The organism is Streptomyces sp. NBC_00986 (assembly GCF_045162565.1).
Lineage (GTDB): Bacteria > Actinomycetota > Actinomycetes > Streptomycetales > Streptomycetaceae > Streptomyces.
In genome coordinates, this window is the sequence record NZ_CP108733.1 from 10532419 (window position 1) to 10552277 (window position 19859).

Below are 19859 nucleotides of genomic sequence, written 5' to 3' on the forward strand. Positions count from 1 at the left end.
GAGTGGGCCTGTCGAGCGACTCCCGCCGGGTCGTGGGCAGTTGAGCCCGTGCCGTCCACGACCCGGTGGGAGCCGATGACGGCTAGGACCGGCGCCAGACCTGGTTGGCGCCGGCCGTGCAGGTCCAGATCTCCAGTGCCGTGCTGTCGGCCGTGCCGTGGCCGACCGCGTCCAGGCACTTGCCGGAGCCCACGTTGACGACACTGCCGTCGGAACGCACCCGCCACTGCTGGGCCGCGGAACCGCCGCAGTCCCAGATCTCCACCGGGCTGCCGTCGGCGGTGGCGCCGCCCGTGACCTCAAGGCACTTGGAGTCGTAGACGGTCAGCTGGTTGGTGTTCGTGGACGTCCCGGTCTGGTTCGTGCCGCCGTTGCAGTCCCAGAGGGCGGGCCGGGTGCCGTTGGTCTGGTTGGCGCCGGGGACGTCGACACAGCGGCCGGACTCCTGGCCCTTGAGGGGCGCCGCGACCGCACCGCGCAGCCAGCTCTGGTTGGTGCCACGGGTGCAGGTCCAGAGCTCCAGCAGGGTGCCAGGCGTGGTGCCACCGGCCGTGGCGTCCAGGCACTTGCCCGAGTTGGGGTTGACCACCGTGCCGTCGCTGCCCACCGTCCACTTCTGCGCCGCGGAGTTGTTGCAGTCGTAGATCTGCACCGGGGTGCCGTCCGTCGTGCCGCTGGCCTTGGCGTCCAGGCACTTCGCCCCGCTGTAGACGGTGAGTTGGCCGGCGGGTGTCAGGGTCCAGGACTGGTTGGCAGCTCCGTTGCAGTCCCATAGGGCGAGTTGGGTGCCGTTGGTCCGGCTCGCTCCGGGGACGTCCGCGCACAGGCCGGACTGGCGGCCCTTGAGGATGCCGCCGTGGTTGCCCGGCGGGTTGGCGGTGACGGAGAGGTTGTCGAACTGGTCGGTCTGGTAGCCCACCACGCCGATGCCGATCTGGCCCGCGGAGTACGAACTGTCGCTGGTGGTACCGAGGTTGACGCCGTCGGCGGTGGCGGTGATCTGGTCGCCGGAGAAGCCGAGGGCCAGCGTGTGCCACGCGTGCGTGCCGAGCGCCGCCCGGGTTCCGGAGGCCAGTGTGGTCAGGGTGCCCGCCGCCGAACTCCTGACGATGGACCAGCTACCCGTGTCGCTCACCCGCAGCAGATAGGCGGCCTGGTGACTCTGCGGGCGGTTCTGGGTGTTGGCCCGGCCCAACAGCTCGACCGTACCGGCCTGTTGGAGGTTCACGTCGGCCTTGACGGTGTAGTCGGTCCACGTCGGATCGCCGAGCAGCGAGAAGGCGTCGGAGTCGTCCTGCCACTCGATCGGCTTGACCGGCGTCACCTGCTGCACGCACTGTCCGCTACGGCCGTCCGCGCACGGGCGTGCCTCGAACGAGCCCTGCATGTCGGACAGATACGTCGCCTCGGTGCGGGTGGCATCGTTGTCGAACGTGTCGCCGTACGGCAGCGCGAGGGCGTGGGCGGCCGGCGCGGTGGCGGTGCCCTTGCCCTGGCCGGTGGTCGTGGTGACCGTGTAGATCCAACCCGGCTGGAGCGTCAGCGAGTACGAGCCGGCTGCCGGGGTGATGTCCTGCGTGTGCGTGAAGTCGGTGGCCGGGCTGGGGCTGTTGACCCGGGTCGCCCACACGTGCACCGCACCGGTCGAAAGACCGCCCTGCACCTGGACGTCGACCGTCTGCGCCACCGTGGCGGTGGTGGTCTCCAGCACCGTGGAGTAGTCGGAGCCGTTCGGCGACTTCAGCGTCGCGTAGGTGCCGTTGGACTCGGCACCGCCGAGGTAGCCCGACGCGGAGTCGATGAACTTCCAGCCCGGCTGGGCGAATTGGGTGACCTGCGCGGTCGCCCAGGTGTTCTCGCCGATCGAGTAGTTCCCGGACCACGGCGAGTTCGCGGTGGCCAGGCCGACCGTGCCGTAGGGAAGGTTGGGGTAAATGGCCGCGACCAGCGGCCAGTTGAGGTACGCGGTCATGCGTGCGTCGACGTAGCCGCGCACGATGGAGCGGATCAGCGCCGGTGCTCCGGCGTCCATGTCCAGCGAACCGTTCTCCGACGCCCACAGCGGTTTGCCGTTGTTCTTCGCCGTGGTGGTGCTGGAGCAGGTGTCCGCGCTGCCGCCGTCGCCGCCCGCGCAGGGGTAGTGGGCGCCGATGACCGACACGGCGTTGTTGAATGCCGAGTTGCTCGCCATGTCGTCCGCGACGCTCCAGCCCGAGTCGTCGCCGACGATCTGCACGCTGCCGTATCCGGCGCTGTCGAGCGCCGACCGCAACTGGATGTACCAGTCGACGTCGTGGCTCCGCTCGTTCCAGCCGCCGAGGTAACTGATCGGCAGACCGTGCTGCTTGGCACAACCCAGCCAGGAGATCAGGTAGTTGATGGTGTCGGTGGACCAGAACCCGCCGCTGATCCAGCCGGGGGCGGTCCAGGCCAGACCGTACAACTTGATGTCCGGGTTACGGGCCCTGGCCTGCTCGGCGAGCCAGAACTCGTAGCCGGCGTCGCAGTTGATCTGTCCCTTGGTGTGCTCGATGGACGGTTCCGAGCCGTCGGTGGAGTTGGCGTCCCCGCCGATCTCCAGTTTCAGCAACTGGAGGTTCGCTCCGTAGCCCGGCTTGAACAGGTAGTCCAGGATCTGCGCCTGCTGGGCGGCCGGATAGTCGCGCAGCAGACGGGAGTTGCCCCCGCCGCCGCTGATCGCGCCGATCCCGTCGAACGTCCGGCCGCTCTGACCACCGTCCACGGTGATCGAGGTGGCCGTGGCTGCCGCCTGGGCCGGTTGCGCGCCGACCGAGCAGAGGGCGGCGACCAGGGCCATGACCCATAAGGGCAGAAGGCATCTCAGAGTTCTTCGCACAGTGTCGTCCTTCTCCAGCGGGGGGTGAGGACAGTTCCGGAGAGCGCTCTCAGGAGTGGGCGGGCGCCGTTCTGACTGTCCGTGGAGGTTTGGGCGACAGTGTGGAGTTGTGTTGAATCAGAGTCAAGGGTCTACACCTGTTGAGGTGCGGTTGTTGGGATGTGTTCCGGTCGAGGCGTGGTCAGCGCACGACGTCGAGGACGTTCAGCTGCAGTCCGTTGGCGTACACGGCGTGCTCGACCAGCTTCAGCTTCTGGGTGTCCTTGTCGGTGGCGGGGAACAGGCGCTTTCCGGCGCCGAGCAGCAGCGGGAAGACGAGCAGGTGGTAGCGGTCGACCAGGCCCGCGTCCGCGAGGCCGTGGTTGAGGGCGGCGCTGCCGTGCACGATGATCGGGCCGCCCTCGGTCTCCTTCAGGGCGGCGACCTCGTCGAGGGAGCGCAGGATCGTGGTCTCGCCCCAGTTCGACACGAGTCGGTCGTCGGTGAGGGTGGTGGAGACGATGTACTTCGGCAGCGTCTTGTAGTGCGCGAACTCGTCCATGTCGGGCCACACCGGGCTGAACGCCTCGTAGCTGGCCCGGCCCATCAGCATCGCGGCGGACTCCAGCTGCTCCCGCCCCTTGATGTCGAACGACTCGGGCAGGAACTCGACCTCCTTGAAGGTCCAGCCGGTGTTGCGGTAGCCGGGTTCGCCGCCCGGGGCCTCCATGACGCCGTCGAGGGAGATGAAGGCGGTGCTGATCAGGGTGCGCATGGTGGTTCCTCGGGTGGTCGGTGTGCGTGCGGGTCGGTGTGAGGGTCTGTGTGCGAGCCACTCCAGGATCCAACCGACAAAAAAAATTGTCAAGGAGGAGTGAGTTGTCGGAGGTGGAGTTGTCGGGTGGGCATGGTCCCGTCCATCCGGGTAGGGGCTCTCTGTCGGAGGGCGGGGAGCCGGAAGGGAAGGGAGGTGCGGGGTGGCTGGACTGGCGGTCCCGTTGTGGGACGTGAGCAATGGGCAGGGGTTGCGCCAACTCGCCGAACTGGGGCTGGCGTTGCTGCTGTCGACCCTGATCGGCTGGGAGCGGGCGGCCCAGCAGAAGAGCGCCGGACTGCGCACGCACACGCTGGTCGGCATCGCCAGCGCGCTGATGATGGAGGTCTCCCAGCACGGCTTCACGAATGTCCTCGGTCTGGACAACGTCTCCTTCGACCCGTCCCGCGTGGCGGCCCAGATCGTCTCCGGGATCGGTTTCATCGGCGGGGGCCTGATCTTCGTACGACGGGACGCGGTACGGGGTCTCACGACCGCCGCCACGATCTGGCTCACCTGCGCGGTCGGCATGGCCTGCGGCGGCGGCCTGCCGATCCTCGCGCTGGCCACGACCGCCGTGCACTTCCTCGTCGTACGCGGATATCCGTTGCTGTTCGCGCGCATGATGCCCGGCGCGGAGGCGGGGTCGTTCGAGGTGCGGCTGACCTACCGGACCGGAACGGCGCTGCTGCCGCAGTTGATGGAGACGTGCACGCGGAGGGGTTTCCGCATCCAGGAGGTCAAGGTCGACCGGTTGCCCGAGCGGGCTGATCCGGCCGCGCGGGTGCTGTTGCGGCTGGAAGGGGCGGCCGACGCGGGTCGGTTGACGTCCGAGCTGTTCCAGAACGACGGTGTGACGGAGGTCGAACTGACGGCGGCCGGTGACGAGGAGTAGGGCCGGTTCGTGCGGGGTGGGGCGGTGTCCGGTGTGCTGTGAAGCGGTGTCCGGCGAGGGCGCCTTCGCGAAAATCCGTTGGCGGACCACGGGGACCACTGCTACTTTCCCGGAGGCCGTGCGAGAGAACGAGGAGGTGGTACCCGTGAACGAAGTATCGACGTGGGTGCTCTCCTCCGTGGTCACGGTCGGGCGATAGGTCGTCCGGGAGCGCCGTAAAGCTGCCCTCCCGAAAGGCACGACCATGCACTTCACTTCTGAGCGACGCCTCGACGACGGCGTCCTCGAACGCGAATTCACCCTCGGCGAGATCCCCGGCACCCTGTGGACCCCTGAATCCGTCGCACCGGCCCCGCTGATCCTGATGGCCCACAACAACGGCCTGCCCAAGGCGGAACCCCGGCTGGTGACCCGGGCCCGGCTGTCCGCGGCGTACGGCTACGCGGTGGCCTCGATCGACGCCGCCGGGTGCGGTGACCGGCCCCGCTCCGCCGCCGACGAACAGGCCCGCGCCGAACTTCGCCGGGCGATGAAGGCCGGCGAGCCGGTCGACGAGATCTTCGAGTCCTTCGTCGGCCCGCTGGTCGAGAAGGCGGTCCCGGAATGGCGGACCACCCTGGACGCTCTCCTCGCGCTGCCCGAGATCGGCGGCCCGGTCGGATACTCGGGGTGGACCGCCCTCGGCATTCGGCTGGCGGTTCTCGAGCCGCGCATCGCCGCCGCCGGTTTCTTCGCCGGGGGTTACGTGCCCCGCGCCCAGCGCGAGGAGGCCCGGCAGGTCACCGTTCCGCTGCTGTTCCTGCTGCAGTGGGACGACGAGGGGAACCCCCGGCAGCGGGCCCTGGACCTGTTCGACGCCTTCGGCACCAAGGAGAAGACGCTGCACGCGAATCTGGGCGGGCACACCGGTACACCGTGGTTCGAGCGGGAGGACGGGGATCGGTTCTTCGGGCGGCACTTGAAGTAGGGGCGGGCCGACGGGGCGGCGGCGGACGTAGATGTGCGATCGCCCCGGTCGTGGGGGTACTGGACAGTGCGGTATCACCACGACCGGGGCGGCGCTCGGTCGTCGGCGCCGTGAGTACTCGTCGGCCTGTGCCCCATGCGGTGAGGCGGGCGCGGAGGAAGATCACTACTCTGAACTGGTGCTCTCGTACGGCGAGTTGACCCCACCGGAGCGTGAGCTGTGGGACGCGTTTCCCGAGGGACCCCGGGCGGACCTGCGCGCGGGTGTGCCCGAGGAGGACCGTGTCGCCGGGGGCGGGCAGCGGGGTCCCGGGCGGACGGTTCGGGCCGCCGTGACCGTGGCGCTCCTTCAGGGCGCGAACACCACGCAGTCGGGCGCCGTCGCGTGTCTGAGGCTCGCCGGGGCGCGGATATCCGGGCACCTCACCCTGGCCGGCGCGCAGGTCGCTCATGCCCTCTGGCTTGAGGACTGCTGGTTCGAGGAGGGCGTGGACCTCTCCGGAGCGTCGACCCAGTCGATCGCGATCGTGGGCAGCCGGCTGCCGGGCGTGGACGCCGGCTTGATCCGAGTCGAGGGACGCCTCGACCTGCGGCGCTCTCGCCTGGAAAGCGGCTCCGCCTCGCCCTTTCACCGCAGGGTCACCGCCTTGTCGCTCATCACGGTGAAGTCCGCCTCATGGGGCACAGTTGCCAGGCGGACTGCACATGCGGGGCGCACTACCGGAACGCCCAGGCCGGCGCGGGGTGGCACTCGCCCTGGACAACGCCGTGGCCTCGACGCTCGACCTCTCCGACGGGTTCATCGCGAACGGGACTGTACGGCTGCGGGGTGCCCGGATCTCGGATCTCCTGACCTTTGAAGGAGCCGTCCTCAACGGGCCGCCCGACGGCCACGGCTCATCATTGGTCGCCCTGCTGATGCAGGCCGTCGACTTCGACTTCACCCTCGCCCGGCCACCGTCCGGCACCGTGGACCTGCGGGGGGCGCAGGTGTCCTACCTCCACGACAGCGAGCGCAGCTGGCCGGAGGCGGTAGAGCCGGACGGTTTCGTCTACGGCTCCATCAAGGTGGATGAGGCAGGCGAGCGGCGGGAGGCCGTGGGGCGGCGGGACTCTGCGGCCCACCGTGTGGCGTGGATACGACGCAGCCCGGGCTGCAGCCCTCAGCCCTATGAGCAGTTGGCGAGCTGGTATCGCAAGGCCGGTCACGACGACGACGCCCGCCGCGTACTCCTGGCCAAACAGCGCCATCGGCGTCAGACTCTGTCCGCGGCCGCCCGTGTGTGGGGGCACCTGCTCGACGTGACCGTCGGTTACGGCTACCGCCCCTGGCTGGCAGGCGTCTGGCTCCTCGCGCTGACCTTGCTGGGCACGCTGTCCTTCAGCACACACGCCCCCACCCCGGTCCAATGAGGCGAAGGCGCCCCGTTCCAGCCCCTCGTCTACACGCTCGACCTGTTGATCCCCATCGGCGGCCTGGGCCAGCGCACGGCCTGGTACTGGTCGAACGGCGGTCTCCAGTGGCTGGCCTACCTGCTGATCGCCTTCGGCTGGGTGCTGACGACCGCCGTCATCGCGGGTGTCACCCGCGTCCTGCAGAAAAACTAGGGACTGTCCGGGGCCGTGATCAGCGCGCTGTTGTGACGGGACGCGGACTGACCGGCCGTCCCGCGATTGATCTTGGGGCGGACCGGTCTGGATTTCGGGGGCTGATGGTTCAGCAAGCGCAGGACGGCCCGTTACTCGTACCGGTACTTCAGCGAGTCCGCCTCCGCCTGCTCGATGTCGGCGATCGTCAGCTCGGGCATGCGGAGTTGGGCCAGTGTCACTTCGGCGGAGGTCGGCTGGGCGTCCGCAGGCAGCCATTGCTCGGGCTTCCAGGCCGCGCTGCGCAGGAAGGCCTTGGGGCAGTGCGGGTAGACCTCCTCGATGCCCAGGACCAGCGCGCTGGCCGGCGGCTTGCCCACGGCGGTCAGCTGCGACAGCAGCTCCGGGTCGGTGGAGATGCAGGCGCGGCCGTTCATCCTGAGTGTCGTGGTGCGTCCCGGGATGACGAACAGCAGCCCGGCCCGTCCGGTGGCGACGACGTTCTGCAGGGTGTCCAGACGCTTGTTGCCGGTCGCGTCCGGTATCGCCACCGTCCGTGCGTCCAGGACGGCGACGAACCCGGCGGGGCCGCCGCGCGGGGAGACGTCACAGTTGCCGTCGGCGTCCACACTGGCGACCAGAACCAGCGATGAGCAGCCGATCAACCGCCGGGTCTGTTCGGTGAGTTCGGTCATCTGCTTCCGTGCGGCCGGGTCGCGCGGGAGTCCGTAGACCTGGCGCAGCGCCTCCTGGTCGCGCAAGGCGTCGAGGCGGAGCGAGTCGAATGCACTGCCGACAAGGGGTGAGGTCATGCCTCCGAGCCTAGCGAGCCGACCTGCGATTGCCCCATGGTCGGTGAGCGCGGGGACATGCGGACGGCTACGCGAGCTGTCCCATCAGTAGTTGGGTGAGCTGGGGCGAGTCTGTCGCGGTGCTCGCCCCGCGTTGGGAGGCGGCACTGTCGAGTCCGGGCGCCATGAGCGACGTGAGGGTAACCGCGGGTGGGAGGCGGAGGCCGGGCCGAAATGCAAACCGTCCTCAACCGGTCAGCTCCGGGTGACCCTGGTCCACCTGCGGAGCGGGCTGACCCGTGAGGCGTCGGGCGAGTTCTGCGAGGGTCCCTTCAGGACATGGCCGGGTGATCCGGGATGTCCCGCCCGCTGCCGGCGGACCGCGGAGTCGTCATTGCCGACCGGCCCGGCATCCGGCGGCGGACCCTGGCGGAGGGGTTCGCCCATGCCGCGGCCGAGGACGGCATCTTGCGGATCGACGGGAAGAAGTTCCAGGTCTTTCGCCCACACAGGCCGCCCCCGGATTCCCCGGGATGTCCTGCGAACGCCCTTGGCGCCGACGGCCTCGATTGCGTAGGCATCAGCGCCTTGGTGGCGGCGGGACTCAGTCGTTGGTGGACGCCCCTGGTCCAGCCGTGGCGTACCGGGCGGCGACGGTGCGGACGGCCTCGTCGACCACCTGAGCGACGCGTTCGGCGCTCACCTCCCAGCCCGGCACCAGGAGTGTCGGCCAGAAGACGTAGTTGGAGATCATGCCCAGGAACTGGGTGGCCGCGAGGTCCACGTCCTCGATCCGCACCGTTCCCGCCTCGTGCTCAGCCAGGAGGTAGCTGCGTACGGACTCGAAGTAGGGCATCTTCCCGTGCGAGAACTGTGCATGGGCCAGCTCAGGGAACCGCGGCAGCTCGGCGATGACGATCCTGAACAGGTCGGTCATCCGGGCGCGGCCCAACAGCTCGGCGTAACGGCGACCGATGATGCTGAGCCCGTCGACGACGTTGCCTGCCGGCGGAGGATCCTCCTCGTCAGCGGTCGACCAGGACTCGGTCACGATGGCGTCGAACAGGGCAGCTTTGCTCGGGAACTGCTTGAACAAGGTGGCCCGCGAAACGCCCGAGCGCTCTGCGATCCGCGCCAGCGACGTCCGGTCGTAGCCCAACTCGAGAAACAGTGCGGTCGCGGCCGCCACGATCAGCGTGCGCTTCTCCTGGGCAACGCGCTGGTGATACGTCGTCACGACCCTGTTCATGGGCCGAGCATACGAGGTGAGTGGCTTGACTCGCCACTGCCGCGGACTTAGCGTCAGGGCGATGGTGAGTCGATCGGCTCACCACTGGCCGCCGTTCATCACTGATGAACCCGGTCATTCACCCACGTACCGAAGGAACATCTGATGCCCCGCTTCGACAACCAGACCGTGCTCGTGACCGGTGGGGCCGGCGGCCAGGGCTCGAGCCACGTGCGCGCCTTTCACGCGGAGGGGGCGAACGTGGTGATCGGCGGCATCGACGCGGAACGCGGCGCCGCTCTCGCCGACGAGCTCGGGACCCGCGCTCGCTTCGCCCGCCTTGACGTCACCGACGAGAGCTCGTGGTCCGCCGCTGTGCTGGCCGCCGAGAGCGCCTTCGGCGCCCTGAACGTGCTCGTCAACAACGCGGGCGTGCAGAATCCGCCTGCAACAATCGAGAACACGGAGCAGGCCACGTGGTCGCGCATCCTCGACGTCAACCTCACAGGGACCTTCCTCGGCATCAAGGCCGCAGCCCCCGCTCTGCGCCGCGCAGCAGGGGGAGCCATCGTCAACGTCGCCTCGACCATGGGCCTGGGCGGAACGGCTCACTACGCGCCGTACGTCGCCAGCAGGTGGGCCGTTCGAGGCCTTACCCAAACGGCAGCACTCGAGCTCGGCCGCGACCACATCCGGGTCAACACCATCCACCCCGGCGTGATCTCGACCCCCTTCATCCACGAACCAGCAGCCGGCGCAGTCGCGGCGATCGCCGACTTCTACTCACCCGAGCCGTTCGCTGTCCCCCGGCTCGGGGAGCCGACCGACGTCAGCCGTCTCCTCCTGTTCCTCACGTCATCGGACGCGTCGTTCATCACGGGGTCGGAGTACGTCATCGACGGTGGACTCCTCCTCGGCCCCGCCCTTCAGGCCGAGGCCGCATGAGCACTCCGGACACGACCGGGTCGAACGACTCCGCACGGGACGCGTCTCTGTCCCACCTGCCCGACCACATCCGACGAGCCATCGAGATCACCCCAGCCGCGGGCACCGGAGAACGGATCATCGACATCACGACGCTGGGGCGCCGCACCGGCCGGGCACGCCGCATCGAGATCTTCTTCTACCGAGCTGCGGGCTCCACCTACCTGTGCAGCGGAGCCGGCGGTGCCGCGACCGACTGGCATGCGAACCTTCTCGCCAAACCCGACTTCACCTTCCACCTCAAGAACGGGATCCGTGCGGATCTGCCCGCACGGGCCACGCCTGTCACCGACCCGGCTGAACGTCAGGCCGTGCTGGCGGAGATCGTGGCGGATCTCAATCAGCCCCACGACCCCGGCACCATCCGGCCGACTCGGCTCGAAGACTGGGCTGACAGTCGGCTGATGCGCATCGGCTTTCGCCATCGGCCGTGATCGCGGTTCCCTCGACCGATGACCTACTCCCAGGGACTGGGGTGCAGTCGCGGCTGGAGCGGCTCTTCGCCTCGCGTGCAGGGGCGTCGAACCCGACCGTTAGTGTCACCGCTGCGGCTGTGAAGGGACCCCGCGGGACACCGTGACCCGGTGCCTGGCCCACGAGCCGCTCGGCTGCCGGCCCACGACGTTGCTGGTCCCGATCCGCAGACCAGGTTGTCGCGCCGCGGGCTGCGGTGGGCGCTAGAAGGGATCGTGGTCGGACACCTCACCGTCGCCCGGGTCGCCGAAGGGCTCGGAGTCGCGTGCAACACCGCCAACGACGCTGTCCTCGCCGAGGGCAAGCGGGTCGTGATCGACGACTCGGCATGGTTCGGCAACGTGTTGGTCATCGGTAAGTTCGGGGTGACGTCGAGGGAATAATGGCGGCATCTCGCGAATTCGAAAGCCGGGCTTCGCCATGTCATGGATCACGGGGATGAATTCCCGCATTCGTCATCAAGGCCGCATGCGAAGGGAAGGCCGTAGGCTATCAGGGCAAGGGCGCGGGGCGGCCGATCCTCAAGCTGGTCTACAAAGGCAAGACATGCAGGGTTGCGGTCACCGTGGGCAGCAACGGCTATATTGGGGGGCGAACATGCGAGGTTTTTCATGAATGACTGGCCCGAGTTGCGGACCATTCGACTCATGGCGGACTACGAGTGCCATCCCCTCTGGCTGAGCGGTCCACAGGCAGGTGACATTGCGCCCGACGATCCGCGCCTTGGGCTGTCGTCGAAATTGGCGAAGCGTTTGAGCGAGTGGGCCGACGAGTATGACGGAATTCTCTGTGAGGACGACCCCGCATCGTCTGGATTCTCGTCACAAGAAGCCGGGCTGTCCTTTTACCGGGTGGGCGAGGAGTTGGCTGTACTGCTTGCTCAAGAGCTGGGTCGCAATTGGACGGTGACATACCACGATGGGCGGACCGGAGCTGACCGGACAATGTCCGCTCCGTAGGAAACGATCTCCCAAGTAGATTTTGTGCACCGATAAGATCTGGGCACTCACTCGGCATGTCGACTCCGGTCGCATCCCCGAACCGCCGTACGTCCAACGGCCGTTGCCCGTGCGGGTCGGTCCGAAGCGTGCCGACGGGTCGAGGCCGTAGGAGAGCGGAAGCGCGCCCCGGTCCGTGGTGGTGGACCGGGGCGCTGGTCGCGGGTGTCAGCTGACCGCCTTGGCGGCGTCCGTGATGAGGTTGGCGACGATCTTCGGGTGGCTGATCATCGCGACGTGGGACGAGCGCGGTACTTCGACGACCTTGCGCGCGTTCGCGCGGCTGTACATCCAGCGCTCGCACGCCGGCGGGATCGCCTTGTCCTGGCCGGCGACCAGGCCCCACGACGGGATCGTCTTCCAGGCAGCGGCCGTGGTCGGGAAGACGAACGAATCGGCGTCGAACGGCCGCTGCGTGGCTTGGAGGACCCGGAAGTCGGCGGTGGAGATGTCGGCGGCGAAGGCCGCCTGGCCGTCCTTGCTCAGGTACAGATCGGTGCCGGTCGTACCGTCGGCCTTCGTGTACGGGACCGGCACGCTCACCGGCTCGACCTCGCTGCCGGGGAACTTGGTGATGAGCTCGCCCTGCGTCTCGCCCACGTCGGGCACGAACGCCGCGATGTAGACCAACGCCTTGACGTTGGACTTCCCGGCGGCGGCGTTCGTGATGACCGTGCCGCCCATGGAGTGCGCGACGAGCACGACCGGTCCGCTGATGGAGTCCAGCAGACTCGCGACGTACGGGGCGTCGGTCGGAATGCCCCGCAGCGGGTTCGCGGCGCAGACCGTGGTGTAGCCCTTGTCCTGCAACTCCCCGATGGTGGCGTTCCAGCAGGACGAATCGGCGTACCCGCCATGCACCAATACGATCGTGGGCTTCACCTTGGACTTCTCCTCACCGCTACCAGTTGTGGCCGTCGCCGCGCCGGCCGTTCCTTCTGCGCCGGCGATCAGCGCCGCCGACCCGGCCAGCGCCGCTCCGGCGGCCAGTACCCGCCGGCGGGAAACATCGGAACTCATGGGACTCCTCAGGCATGGGGATGGAGATCGGGAATGGGTCTGACGGCGCGCTCGCCGCTCAGCTGCTGCGCGAGAGCGGTGGGCGTCAACCGAACAGGTGGCCGCAGGAGTTCGGCTCGGTCGGCGGGCTCAGCCGCGCACGGGCGGCTTCATCGGTGTGGCATGCCATGGACCCTATGAGGAGCGCTTTTGCGGTGGCATCGGCAATGTGACCTAGATGCCGGGGTCCGCCGCGCGGGTGGCGCGTTCAGGAGCGGCTGCTCCACTCCCGGTACGCGGCCACAGCCGTGGGCAAGGTCGGGAAGATGTGGTCCGTGCCGACCGAGTCCACCAGGCCGTATGTCTCCAGGTCGTCCAGGAGGTCCTGTTTGACCCGGGCGAGGGCGAACACGACGCCGCGGTGGGCGAGTTCGCGGCGGAGTTCGTCGACCGCGTCCAGGGCGGTGATGTCCACCTCCACGTTGGCCTCGGCGTTGAGGACGAACCAGCGGACGGGGACGGCCTGTTGGGCTACGGCGGCCAGGGCGCGGCGGCGGAAGTTCTCCGCGTTGGCGAAGAAGAGCGGGGAGTCGTAGCGGTAGACGAGCAGGCCGGGGATCGTGCGGGCCTGCGGGTAGTCGTCCACGTCGTGCATGCCGGCGACGCCGGGGACCAGGCCCTCGACGGCGTCGTGCGGACGGGCCACCCGGGTGAGGAGTTCGGCCACCGACAGGCCTACGGCGACGATGACGCCGTAGAGGATGTCCAAGGCCAGTACTCCGGCCAAACAGCCCAGTGCGAGCAGGAGTTCGCGGCGGCGGAAGGTGGCCAGGCGGTGGAAGCCGGTGAGGTCGATCATGCGGACGGCGGCGTAGACGACGAGGGCGCCGAGGACCGCCGAGGGGGTGCGGGTGAGGAGGGGGCTCAGGAAGAGGAGGACCGCCAGGACGACCGCTCCGGCGATCAGTGAGTACGCCTGGCTGCGGGCGCCCGCCGAGGAGGCGAGCGCGGTGCGGCTGGCGCTGCTGCTCACCGGGAAGCCGTGGAGCACGCCTGCGCCGAGGTTGGCCGCGCCCAGTGCCAGGAACTCCTGGTCGGCGTCCAGGCCGGGGCCGTCGTCCTCGTCGCCGCCGGTGAAGGCGCGGGCGGTGAGGATGAAGTCGGTGTAGGCGACGAGCAGGACGCCGAGCGCGGGCAGTACCAGGTGGGGGAGTTGGGTGAGGTCCGGCAGACCGACCGTGGGGAGGCCTGCCGGGACGTTGCCGATCACCTTGATGTCGTAGCGGTCGTCGAGGTCGAAGACGACCACGGCCGCCGTGCCGAGCACCACGGCCAGCAGCGGGCCGGGCACCATCCGGGACAGGCGCGCCACCGTGAACAGGAACGCGAGCGTGACGGCGGCGAACAGGATTGTGGGCGTGTGGAGTTGGCCCAAGTGGCGTAGGAACGACCAGAGTTGTGGGAAGAACGCCGAGCCTGTCGTCGACACCCCGGTGAGCTTGGGGAGTTGGTCCACGATCATGATCAGGGCCACGCCCGCCAGGTAGCCGATCAGGACCGGGCGGGAGAGGAGATCGGCCACGAAGCCGAGGCGTACTGCCCATGCGACGAGGCAGAGCAGGCCGACCGTGACCGCGAGGGCGGCGGCGAGGGTGGCGTAGCGGCTCGGATCGCCGGCCGCGAGCGGGCCCACCACCGTTGCCGTCATCAGTGCCGTCGTCGACTCGGGGCCGACCGAGAGCAGCCGGGACGAGCCGAGTACGGCGTAGAGCGCGAGCGCGGGGAGGATCGCCCACAGGCCGGCGACCGGCGGGAGGCCGGCCACCCCGGCGTACGCCATCACCTGCGGGACGAGGTACGCGGCGACCGTGACGCCGGCCAGCAGATCGCCGCGCAGCCAGGCGCGCCGGTATCCGGCCAGCGCGGCGATTCCGGGCGTCAGGCGCCGCCACTTCAGGACGCGTCCGCCCGGGCTGGGGGACATGGTGCTCCTCGACCCGACCGGCTCAGAGGCTCGCCGCGTGGTCCGGGACGAAGGTCTGGAGGTCGCGCGGCGGGCGTTCGTAGCCGGTGGACGGCGGGCGGGGCGGGAGTTCGAGGACCGGGGGAGACACCTCGTGGTAGGGGAGGGAGTCGAGCAGGTGGGCGATCATGTTCAGGCGGGCCCGGCGCTTGTCGTCGCTCTCGACGACGTACCACGGGGCCTCCGAGATGTCGGTGTGCACCAGCATCTCGTCCTTCGCCCGCGAGTAGGCCTCCCAGTGGGTGATGGACTCCAGGTCCATCGGCGACAGCTTCCAGCGGCGCAGCGGGTCCTCCAGGCGGCGCCGGAACCGGTCCTGCTGCACGGAGTCGCTCACGGAGAACCAGTACTTGCGCAGCACGATCCCGTCCTCGACGAGCATCCGCTCGAAGATGGGGCACTGGCGCAGGAACAGCTGGTACTCCTCCTGGGTGCAGAAGCCCATCACCCGCTCGACGCCGGCCCGGTTGTACCAGCTGCGGTCGAAGAGGACGATCTCCCCGGCGGCCGGCAGATGCTCGACGTACCGCTGGAAGTACCACTGGGTGCGCTGGCGGTCGGTCGGTTTCGGCAGCGCGGCGATCCGGGCGACACGCGGGTTGAGGTGCTCGGCGACCCGCTTGATGGTGCCGCCCTTGCCGGCGGCGTCCCGCCCCTCGAAGACGATGACCACTCGGGTGCCCTCGGCCCGTACCCACTCCTGGAGCTTGACCAACTCGGTCTGCAGGCGCAGCAGTTCGGTCTCGTACTTCTCGCGCGGCAGCTTCGTCGCCTTCTTGCCGGCCATGCTGCCTCAACCCCTCGGTCACGTGCACGGTTCCTCGTGTTCAAGGTCGAACACCTGGACAGCACCGTACTGATCGACGGGGCGATACGCACCCCGGATGCCTGCTCCGCCGGGTTTGCGGAGGGAGCTGACGGCAACCCGGACTGTGTGACAGCGATGACCACACAACAGGAACTCGTCCGTTTCCTGGAGGACCGCTTCGCCTGCGCCCAGGCCTGCACCGAGTGCGCGCGGGCCTGTGTGCTGCGCGTCAGCCGCTCGGATCCGGACGCCACCGACCACGAGGCACTCGTACGACGCAAGGCGCTGCTGTGCGCGGAGGTGTGCGACGCCACCTGCCGGATGCTGGCCGAGCAGAACCTCCAGGACGAGTCCGCCCTGCGCCTCCAGGTCAAGTGGTGCCTGCTCGTCTGCCTGGAGTGCGCGCAGGTCTTCGACGCGCAGCCGGGCGCCGAGGCGGACGCGGAGGCGTGCCGGGACTGCGCGCGGGCGTGCACGGAGTTCATGGCCACGCTGAGGTGAAGTCCATGGCCGCGCTGAACTGACTTGCGCCTACGGCCTCTTCAGGGGCATTGCCGCCTCGCCATTCCCTATTTCTGGAACACGTTCTACGGTGTGCGCCGTCAGGACCGGCCTTGGGGAGCCTGGAGGCGCCGTGCATCTCGAATACACGCCCGAGCAGCAGCGGCTGCGTACCGAACTGCGCGCCTACTTCGCCGAGTTGGTGCCGGACCACGCCTACTCGCGTTACGACGACCCGGCCGCCCAGAAGCGCTTCTACCGCGAGACGATCCGCCGGCTCGGCACGGACGGCTGGCTCGGCGTCGGCTGGCCCGAGGAGTACGGCGGGCGCGGGCTGACGCCGATGGAGCAGTTCATCTTCTTCGACGAGGCCGCGCAGGCGGGCGTACCGCTGCCGTTGATGGCGCTGAACACGGTCGGCCCGACGATCATGCAGTTCGGCACCGACGAGCAGAAGGCGTACTTCCTTCCGAAGGTCCTCGCCGGCGAGATCGACTTCGCGATCGGCTACAGCGAGCCCGAGGCCGGCACGGACCTGGCGGCCCTCAAGACGCGTGCGGTCCGCGACGGCGACGAGTACGTCGTCGACGGGCAGAAGATCTGGACGACCAACGGCGACACCGCCGACTGGGTCTGGCTCGCCGTCCGCACCGACCCGGACGCCCCGCCGCACAAGGGCATCACCATGCTCCTGGTCCCGACCGCCGACCCCGGCTACTCGTGCACGGTGATCAACACCCTCGCCTCGCACGACACCACCGCCAGCTACTACGAGAACATCCGCGTCCCTGTAACCCGCCGCGTCGGCAAGGAGAACCAGGGCTGGCGGCTGATCACCAACCAGCTCAACCACGAACGCGTCACCCTCGCCGCCCACGGCACCATGGCGATCCGCGCCCTGCGCGACGTCCAGCACTGGGCCATGGAGACCAAACTCGCCGACGGCCGCCGCGTCGTCGACCTCCCCTGGGTCCGCCGCCTCCTCGCCCGCACCTACGCGCGGCTCGACGCGATGAAACTCCTCAACTGGCAGATGGTGAACGCCGTCCAGGAAGGCACCCTCACCCCCCAGGACGCCTCCGCCGTCAAGGTCTACGGCTCCGAGGCCCGCCGCGACGCTTACGCCTGGCTCATGGAGATCGTCGCCGCGGCCGGCGCGCTGAAGGAGGGGTCGGCGGGCGTCGTCCTGCACGGAGAGCTGGAGCGCGGCTACCGCTCCGCCGTCATCTTCACCTTCGGCGGCGGCAACAACGAGATCCAGCGGGAGATCATCTCGTGGATCGGGCTGGGGATGCCGAGGGTGCGGCGTTAGCCTTCTGCGACCACAGACGCCAGTTGTCACATACCGCGGACAGTTGACACCAGGATTCTGCGTGATCGAGATAGCCGCTGGGTCGTGACGAGACAGTCGGTGCTCCGCCGGTACGACAGGAATCGCACTCGACTCCGTGGCGAGGGCAGCCGGGGGCCGCCGAGCCTTTTCAATTCCGACTACCGTGTCACGGCACACCCTTAACCGCTTTGAATTCAAGATCGAGTGGTTGCCGTCCGCCGGGCCGCGAGTTCTCCGTTGGCGCCGCGGCCGAGATTGCCTCCGGGTGTACACCAGCGGCAGAGGGCGTCCTGGCGGTCCGTCTCCCCCTGCACCAAGTGCCGGATCCCTACCAGGAGTTCACCTCCGGTGCCCGTCCGCAGGGCGGTCAGTGTGTCCGTGAGGTGGTCCGAGGTGAGGTCCGCCCAGCCGACGACACCGGCGACCAGGTCCGCTGCCCCCGCCAGGGACAGGAACTCCGCCGTCTCGTCGGCGTCGGGGAGGACCTGGACCAGGATCGTCCGGTCGATGCCCGCCGCCGCGGCCTCCGGTGCGAGGTCGTCGAGGGTGAAGTCACGGCGTAGGGCTGCCATGCCGGGGGCGTCCAGCCAGTCGTGCGGGCGACGGCTCGGGCCGGAAGCGGTCCCGGGCGCTCTCGGAGCCGTCTGTGCCACAGGAGTCGAGGGCTGGGGCCGCCAGACGTGGTGGTGTGCGTCGATCCGTGTCATGGCCGGGCCCCCGCCAGGGCGTCGAGTTCCGCCCACAGCTCCGCTGGGATCTCCGTCGTGGCGTGCGCGATGTTCTCCGTGACCTCCAGCGGGCTGCGCGCGCCGAGGACCACGCCGGTGACCGCCGGGTGGCGCAGCGGGAACCGCAGCGCGGCGGCGGCCAGCGGCACCCCGTGGGCCGCGCACCGCTCGGCCAGGGACCGGGCGCGGAGCAGCACTTCGTCGGAGGCCGGGGCGTAGTCGTAGGTGGCGCCCGGGGACGGGTCGGCGAGGATGCCGCTGTTGAAGACGCCGCCGACCAGGACGCCCACCTCGCGCTCGGCGCACAGCGGCAGCAGCACGTCGGCCGCGCCGCGGTCCAGCAGGGAGTAGCGGCCGGCGACAAGTACGCAGTCGAGGTCGGTCTCGGTGACGAAGCGGGTGAGCATCGCCGTCTGGTTCATGCCCGCGCCGATCGCCCGCACCGCTCCTTGGTCGCGCAGCCGGGCCAGTGCCGGGTACGCCCCCGTGACCGCCTCCTCCCAGTGGTCGTCCGGGTCGTGGATCAGGACCGTGTCGAAGGCTTCGAGACCGGACCGCTCAAGGCTCTCGGCGAGCGAACGGTAGACGCCCTCGGCGCTGTAGTCGCGCACCCGGACCAGCCCCCGTTCGCCGTGGAACGCCTCGTCCCCGGGGGCGGCGTCGCCCGGCACGAGCAGCCGTCCCACCTTCGTGGACACGGTGAAGCCGTCGCGCGGTCGGCCGGTGTCGGCGAGGAAGGATCCCAGCCGCCGTTCCGCGAGCCCGGCACCGTAGTGCGGGGCGGTGTCGAAGTACCGGACACCGGCCGCCCAGGCGGCGTCGAGCGTGGCGGTGGCCTGCTCGTCGCCGACCGCCGAGAACAGCCCGGCCAGCGGTGCGGTGCCCAGGCCGATACGGCTGACGGTGGCCCCGGAGCGGCCGAGCGGGACGCGCTCGGCGAACCAGGGCGGGCTCGCGGAGGTCATCAGGCCTGTCCGAGGACGTGCCGCTGGCGGCCGAGCCGGTCGATCTCCACCTCGACCACGTCGCCGGCGACCAGATAGGGGAAGTCGTTGGCGCCGAAGGCCACGCCGGCCGGGGTGCCGGTGCTGATCACGTCTCCGGGGTCCAGCACCATGAACTGGCTCAGGTACCAGACGATGTGGCGCACCCCGAAGATCATGTTCTTGGTGTGGCCGTCCTGGCGCAGTTCGCCGTTGACCCACAGCCGCATGGCCAGCCCCTGCGGGTCGCCGGTCTCCTCGGGGGTGACCAGCCAGGGGCCGAGCGGATTGAACGTCTCGCAGGATTTGCCCTTGTCCCACTGCCCGCCCCGCTCGTGCTGGAAGGCCCGCTCGCTGACGTCGTCGGCGATCGCGTATCCCGCGACGACGTCGTCGGCCGCCTCCGGCGAGTCCAGGTAGCGCGCGGTGCGGCCGATGACCACGGCGAGTTCGATCTCGTGGTCCGTCTTCTCACTGGTGCGCGGTACGAGCACGGTGTCGTCGGGGCCGACGACCGTGTTGGCGGCCTTCATGAAGACGACCGGTTCGGCAGGGGGCGGTGTGTCCGTCTCCGCAGCGTGATCGACGTAGTTGAGCCCGATGCACACCACCTTGCCGGGGCGTGCGACCGGTGCGCCGACCCGCAGGCCGGCGATGTCCGTGCGCGGCAGCACGTTCTCGGCCAGGGCGGCACGGGCGTGTTCCACACCGCCCTGCGCCAGGAACCCACCGTCGATGTCGACGGTCAGCGGACTCAGATCTCTCGCGGTGCCGTCGGAGTCAAGGACCACGGGCCGCTCGGAACCCGCCGGGCCCACGCGCAGAAATCTCATCGGTACTCCTCGGTGAGGTCAACATGTCCGCCCGGTGACCGGCAACTCGGCCCCCGGGAGCGGGACATGAGGAAGGGA

Annotated in this window: 19 protein-coding genes and 1 pseudogene; 10 read left to right on the top strand and 10 right to left on the bottom strand. The window is 69.3% G+C overall.

Features of this window, described 5'->3' with window-relative positions:
• Positions 1–82 precede the first annotated feature (82 nt).
• Both OG504_RS47485 and OG504_RS47490 read right to left on the bottom strand, forming a co-directional pair.
• The gene (locus OG504_RS47485) at positions 83–2818 is read right to left on the bottom strand and encodes a ricin-type beta-trefoil lectin domain protein (RefSeq protein WP_405995378.1); all 2736 of its coding nucleotides are present in this window, start codon (positions 2816–2818) and stop codon (positions 83–85) included.
• Positions 2819–3038: 220 nt separating this feature from the next.
• Positions 3039–3611, bottom strand: coding sequence for a dihydrofolate reductase family protein (locus OG504_RS47490; protein WP_405995379.1), 573 nt, complete (start codon positions 3609–3611; stop codon positions 3039–3041).
• A gap of 202 nt (positions 3612–3813) precedes the next feature.
• On the opposite strand from OG504_RS47490, the gene OG504_RS47495 reads away from it, so the two are divergent.
• The 4 genes from OG504_RS47495 to OG504_RS47510 all read left to right on the top strand — a co-directional run bounded on the left by OG504_RS47495 (position 3814) and on the right by OG504_RS47510 (position 7119).
• Positions 3814–4545: an MgtC/SapB family protein gene (locus OG504_RS47495; protein ID WP_405995380.1), complete on the top strand. Its 732-nt coding sequence runs from the start codon at positions 3814–3816 to the stop codon at positions 4543–4545.
• Positions 4546–4789: 244 nt separating this feature from the next.
• Positions 4790–5512: a dienelactone hydrolase family protein gene (locus OG504_RS47500; RefSeq protein WP_405995381.1), complete on the top strand. Its 723-nt coding sequence runs from the start codon at positions 4790–4792 to the stop codon at positions 5510–5512.
• A gap of 704 nt (positions 5513–6216) precedes the next feature.
• Positions 6217–6924 (top strand): hypothetical protein, encoded by a 708-nt coding sequence (locus OG504_RS47505; protein ID WP_405995382.1) that lies wholly within the window; start codon positions 6217–6219, stop codon positions 6922–6924.
• Between the two features lie 45 nt (positions 6925–6969).
• The gene (locus OG504_RS47510) at positions 6970–7119 is read left to right on the top strand and encodes a hypothetical protein (RefSeq protein ID WP_405995383.1); all 150 of its coding nucleotides are present in this window, start codon (positions 6970–6972) and stop codon (positions 7117–7119) included.
• A 131-nt stretch (positions 7120–7250) separates the two neighbouring features.
• Here OG504_RS47510 and OG504_RS47515 read toward each other — a convergent pair whose 3' ends face one another.
• Complete coding sequence (locus OG504_RS47515) at positions 7251–7910, bottom strand: MSMEG_1061 family FMN-dependent PPOX-type flavoprotein (protein WP_405995384.1); 660 nt, start codon at positions 7908–7910, stop codon at positions 7251–7253.
• Positions 7911–8493: 583 nt separating this feature from the next.
• Complete coding sequence (locus OG504_RS47520) at positions 8494–9138, bottom strand: TetR/AcrR family transcriptional regulator (protein ID WP_405995385.1); 645 nt, start codon at positions 9136–9138, stop codon at positions 8494–8496.
• Between the two features lie 144 nt (positions 9139–9282).
• Between OG504_RS47520 and OG504_RS47525 the strand changes: the two genes are divergently transcribed.
• From OG504_RS47525 to OG504_RS47540, 4 genes and pseudogenes are all read left to right on the top strand, one after another.
• On the top strand, positions 9283–10062 hold the full coding sequence (locus tag OG504_RS47525) for an SDR family oxidoreductase (RefSeq protein WP_405995386.1): 780 nt from the start codon (positions 9283–9285) through the stop codon (positions 10060–10062).
• Complete coding sequence (locus OG504_RS47530) at positions 10059–10535, top strand: nitroreductase/quinone reductase family protein (protein ID WP_405995387.1); 477 nt, start codon at positions 10059–10061, stop codon at positions 10533–10535. The genes OG504_RS47525 and OG504_RS47530 overlap by 4 nt, the downstream gene beginning before the upstream one ends.
• 70 nt (positions 10536–10605) lie before the next feature.
• Positions 10606–10931 (top strand): annotated as a pseudogene (locus OG504_RS47535) (ISL3 family transposase); the annotation flags it as partial.
• A 291-nt stretch (positions 10932–11222) separates the two neighbouring features.
• Complete coding sequence (locus tag OG504_RS47540) at positions 11223–11534, top strand: hypothetical protein (protein WP_405995388.1); 312 nt, start codon at positions 11223–11225, stop codon at positions 11532–11534.
• A 207-nt stretch (positions 11535–11741) separates the two neighbouring features.
• On the opposite strand, the gene OG504_RS47545 is transcribed toward OG504_RS47540, so the two are convergent.
• From OG504_RS47545 to ppk2, 3 genes are all read right to left on the bottom strand, one after another.
• Positions 11742–12593 carry an alpha/beta hydrolase gene (locus OG504_RS47545; RefSeq protein WP_405995389.1) on the bottom strand — a complete coding sequence of 284 codons (852 nt, stop codon included), beginning with the start codon at positions 12591–12593 and terminating at the stop codon, positions 11742–11744.
• A gap of 247 nt (positions 12594–12840) precedes the next feature.
• A complete protein-coding gene (locus OG504_RS47550; protein WP_405995390.1) occupies positions 12841–14556 on the bottom strand; it encodes a SulP family inorganic anion transporter in 1716 nt (571 codons plus the stop codon).
• A 22-nt stretch (positions 14557–14578) separates the two neighbouring features.
• Positions 14579–15382 (bottom strand): polyphosphate kinase 2, encoded by an 804-nt coding sequence (ppk2, locus tag OG504_RS47555; RefSeq protein WP_318022962.1) that lies wholly within the window; start codon positions 15380–15382, stop codon positions 14579–14581.
• Between the two features lie 156 nt (positions 15383–15538).
• On the opposite strand from ppk2, the gene OG504_RS47560 reads away from it, so the two are divergent.
• A complete protein-coding gene (locus OG504_RS47560; protein WP_405995391.1) occupies positions 15539–15904 on the top strand; it encodes a ferredoxin in 366 nt (121 codons plus the stop codon).
• A 133-nt stretch (positions 15905–16037) separates the two neighbouring features.
• Positions 16038–17216 carry an acyl-CoA dehydrogenase family protein gene (locus OG504_RS47565; protein WP_405995392.1) on the top strand — a complete coding sequence of 393 codons (1179 nt, stop codon included), beginning with the start codon at positions 16038–16040 and terminating at the stop codon, positions 17214–17216.
• A gap of 215 nt (positions 17217–17431) precedes the next feature.
• On the opposite strand, the gene OG504_RS47570 is transcribed toward OG504_RS47565, so the two are convergent.
• The 3 genes from OG504_RS47570 to OG504_RS47580 form a co-directional block, all read right to left on the bottom strand.
• The gene (locus tag OG504_RS47570) at positions 17432–17809 is read right to left on the bottom strand and encodes an amidohydrolase family protein (protein ID WP_405995393.1); all 378 of its coding nucleotides are present in this window, start codon (positions 17807–17809) and stop codon (positions 17432–17434) included.
• A 131-nt stretch (positions 17810–17940) separates the two neighbouring features.
• Positions 17941–18930, bottom strand: a complete 990-nt coding sequence (locus tag OG504_RS47575; RefSeq protein WP_405995394.1) for an aldo/keto reductase — start codon at positions 18928–18930, stop codon at positions 17941–17943.
• Complete coding sequence (locus OG504_RS47580; RefSeq protein WP_405995395.1) at positions 18930–19781, bottom strand: fumarylacetoacetate hydrolase family protein; 852 nt, start codon at positions 19779–19781, stop codon at positions 18930–18932. The genes OG504_RS47575 and OG504_RS47580 overlap by 1 nt, the downstream gene beginning before the upstream one ends.
• Between the last annotated feature and the right edge of the window lie 78 nt (positions 19782–19859).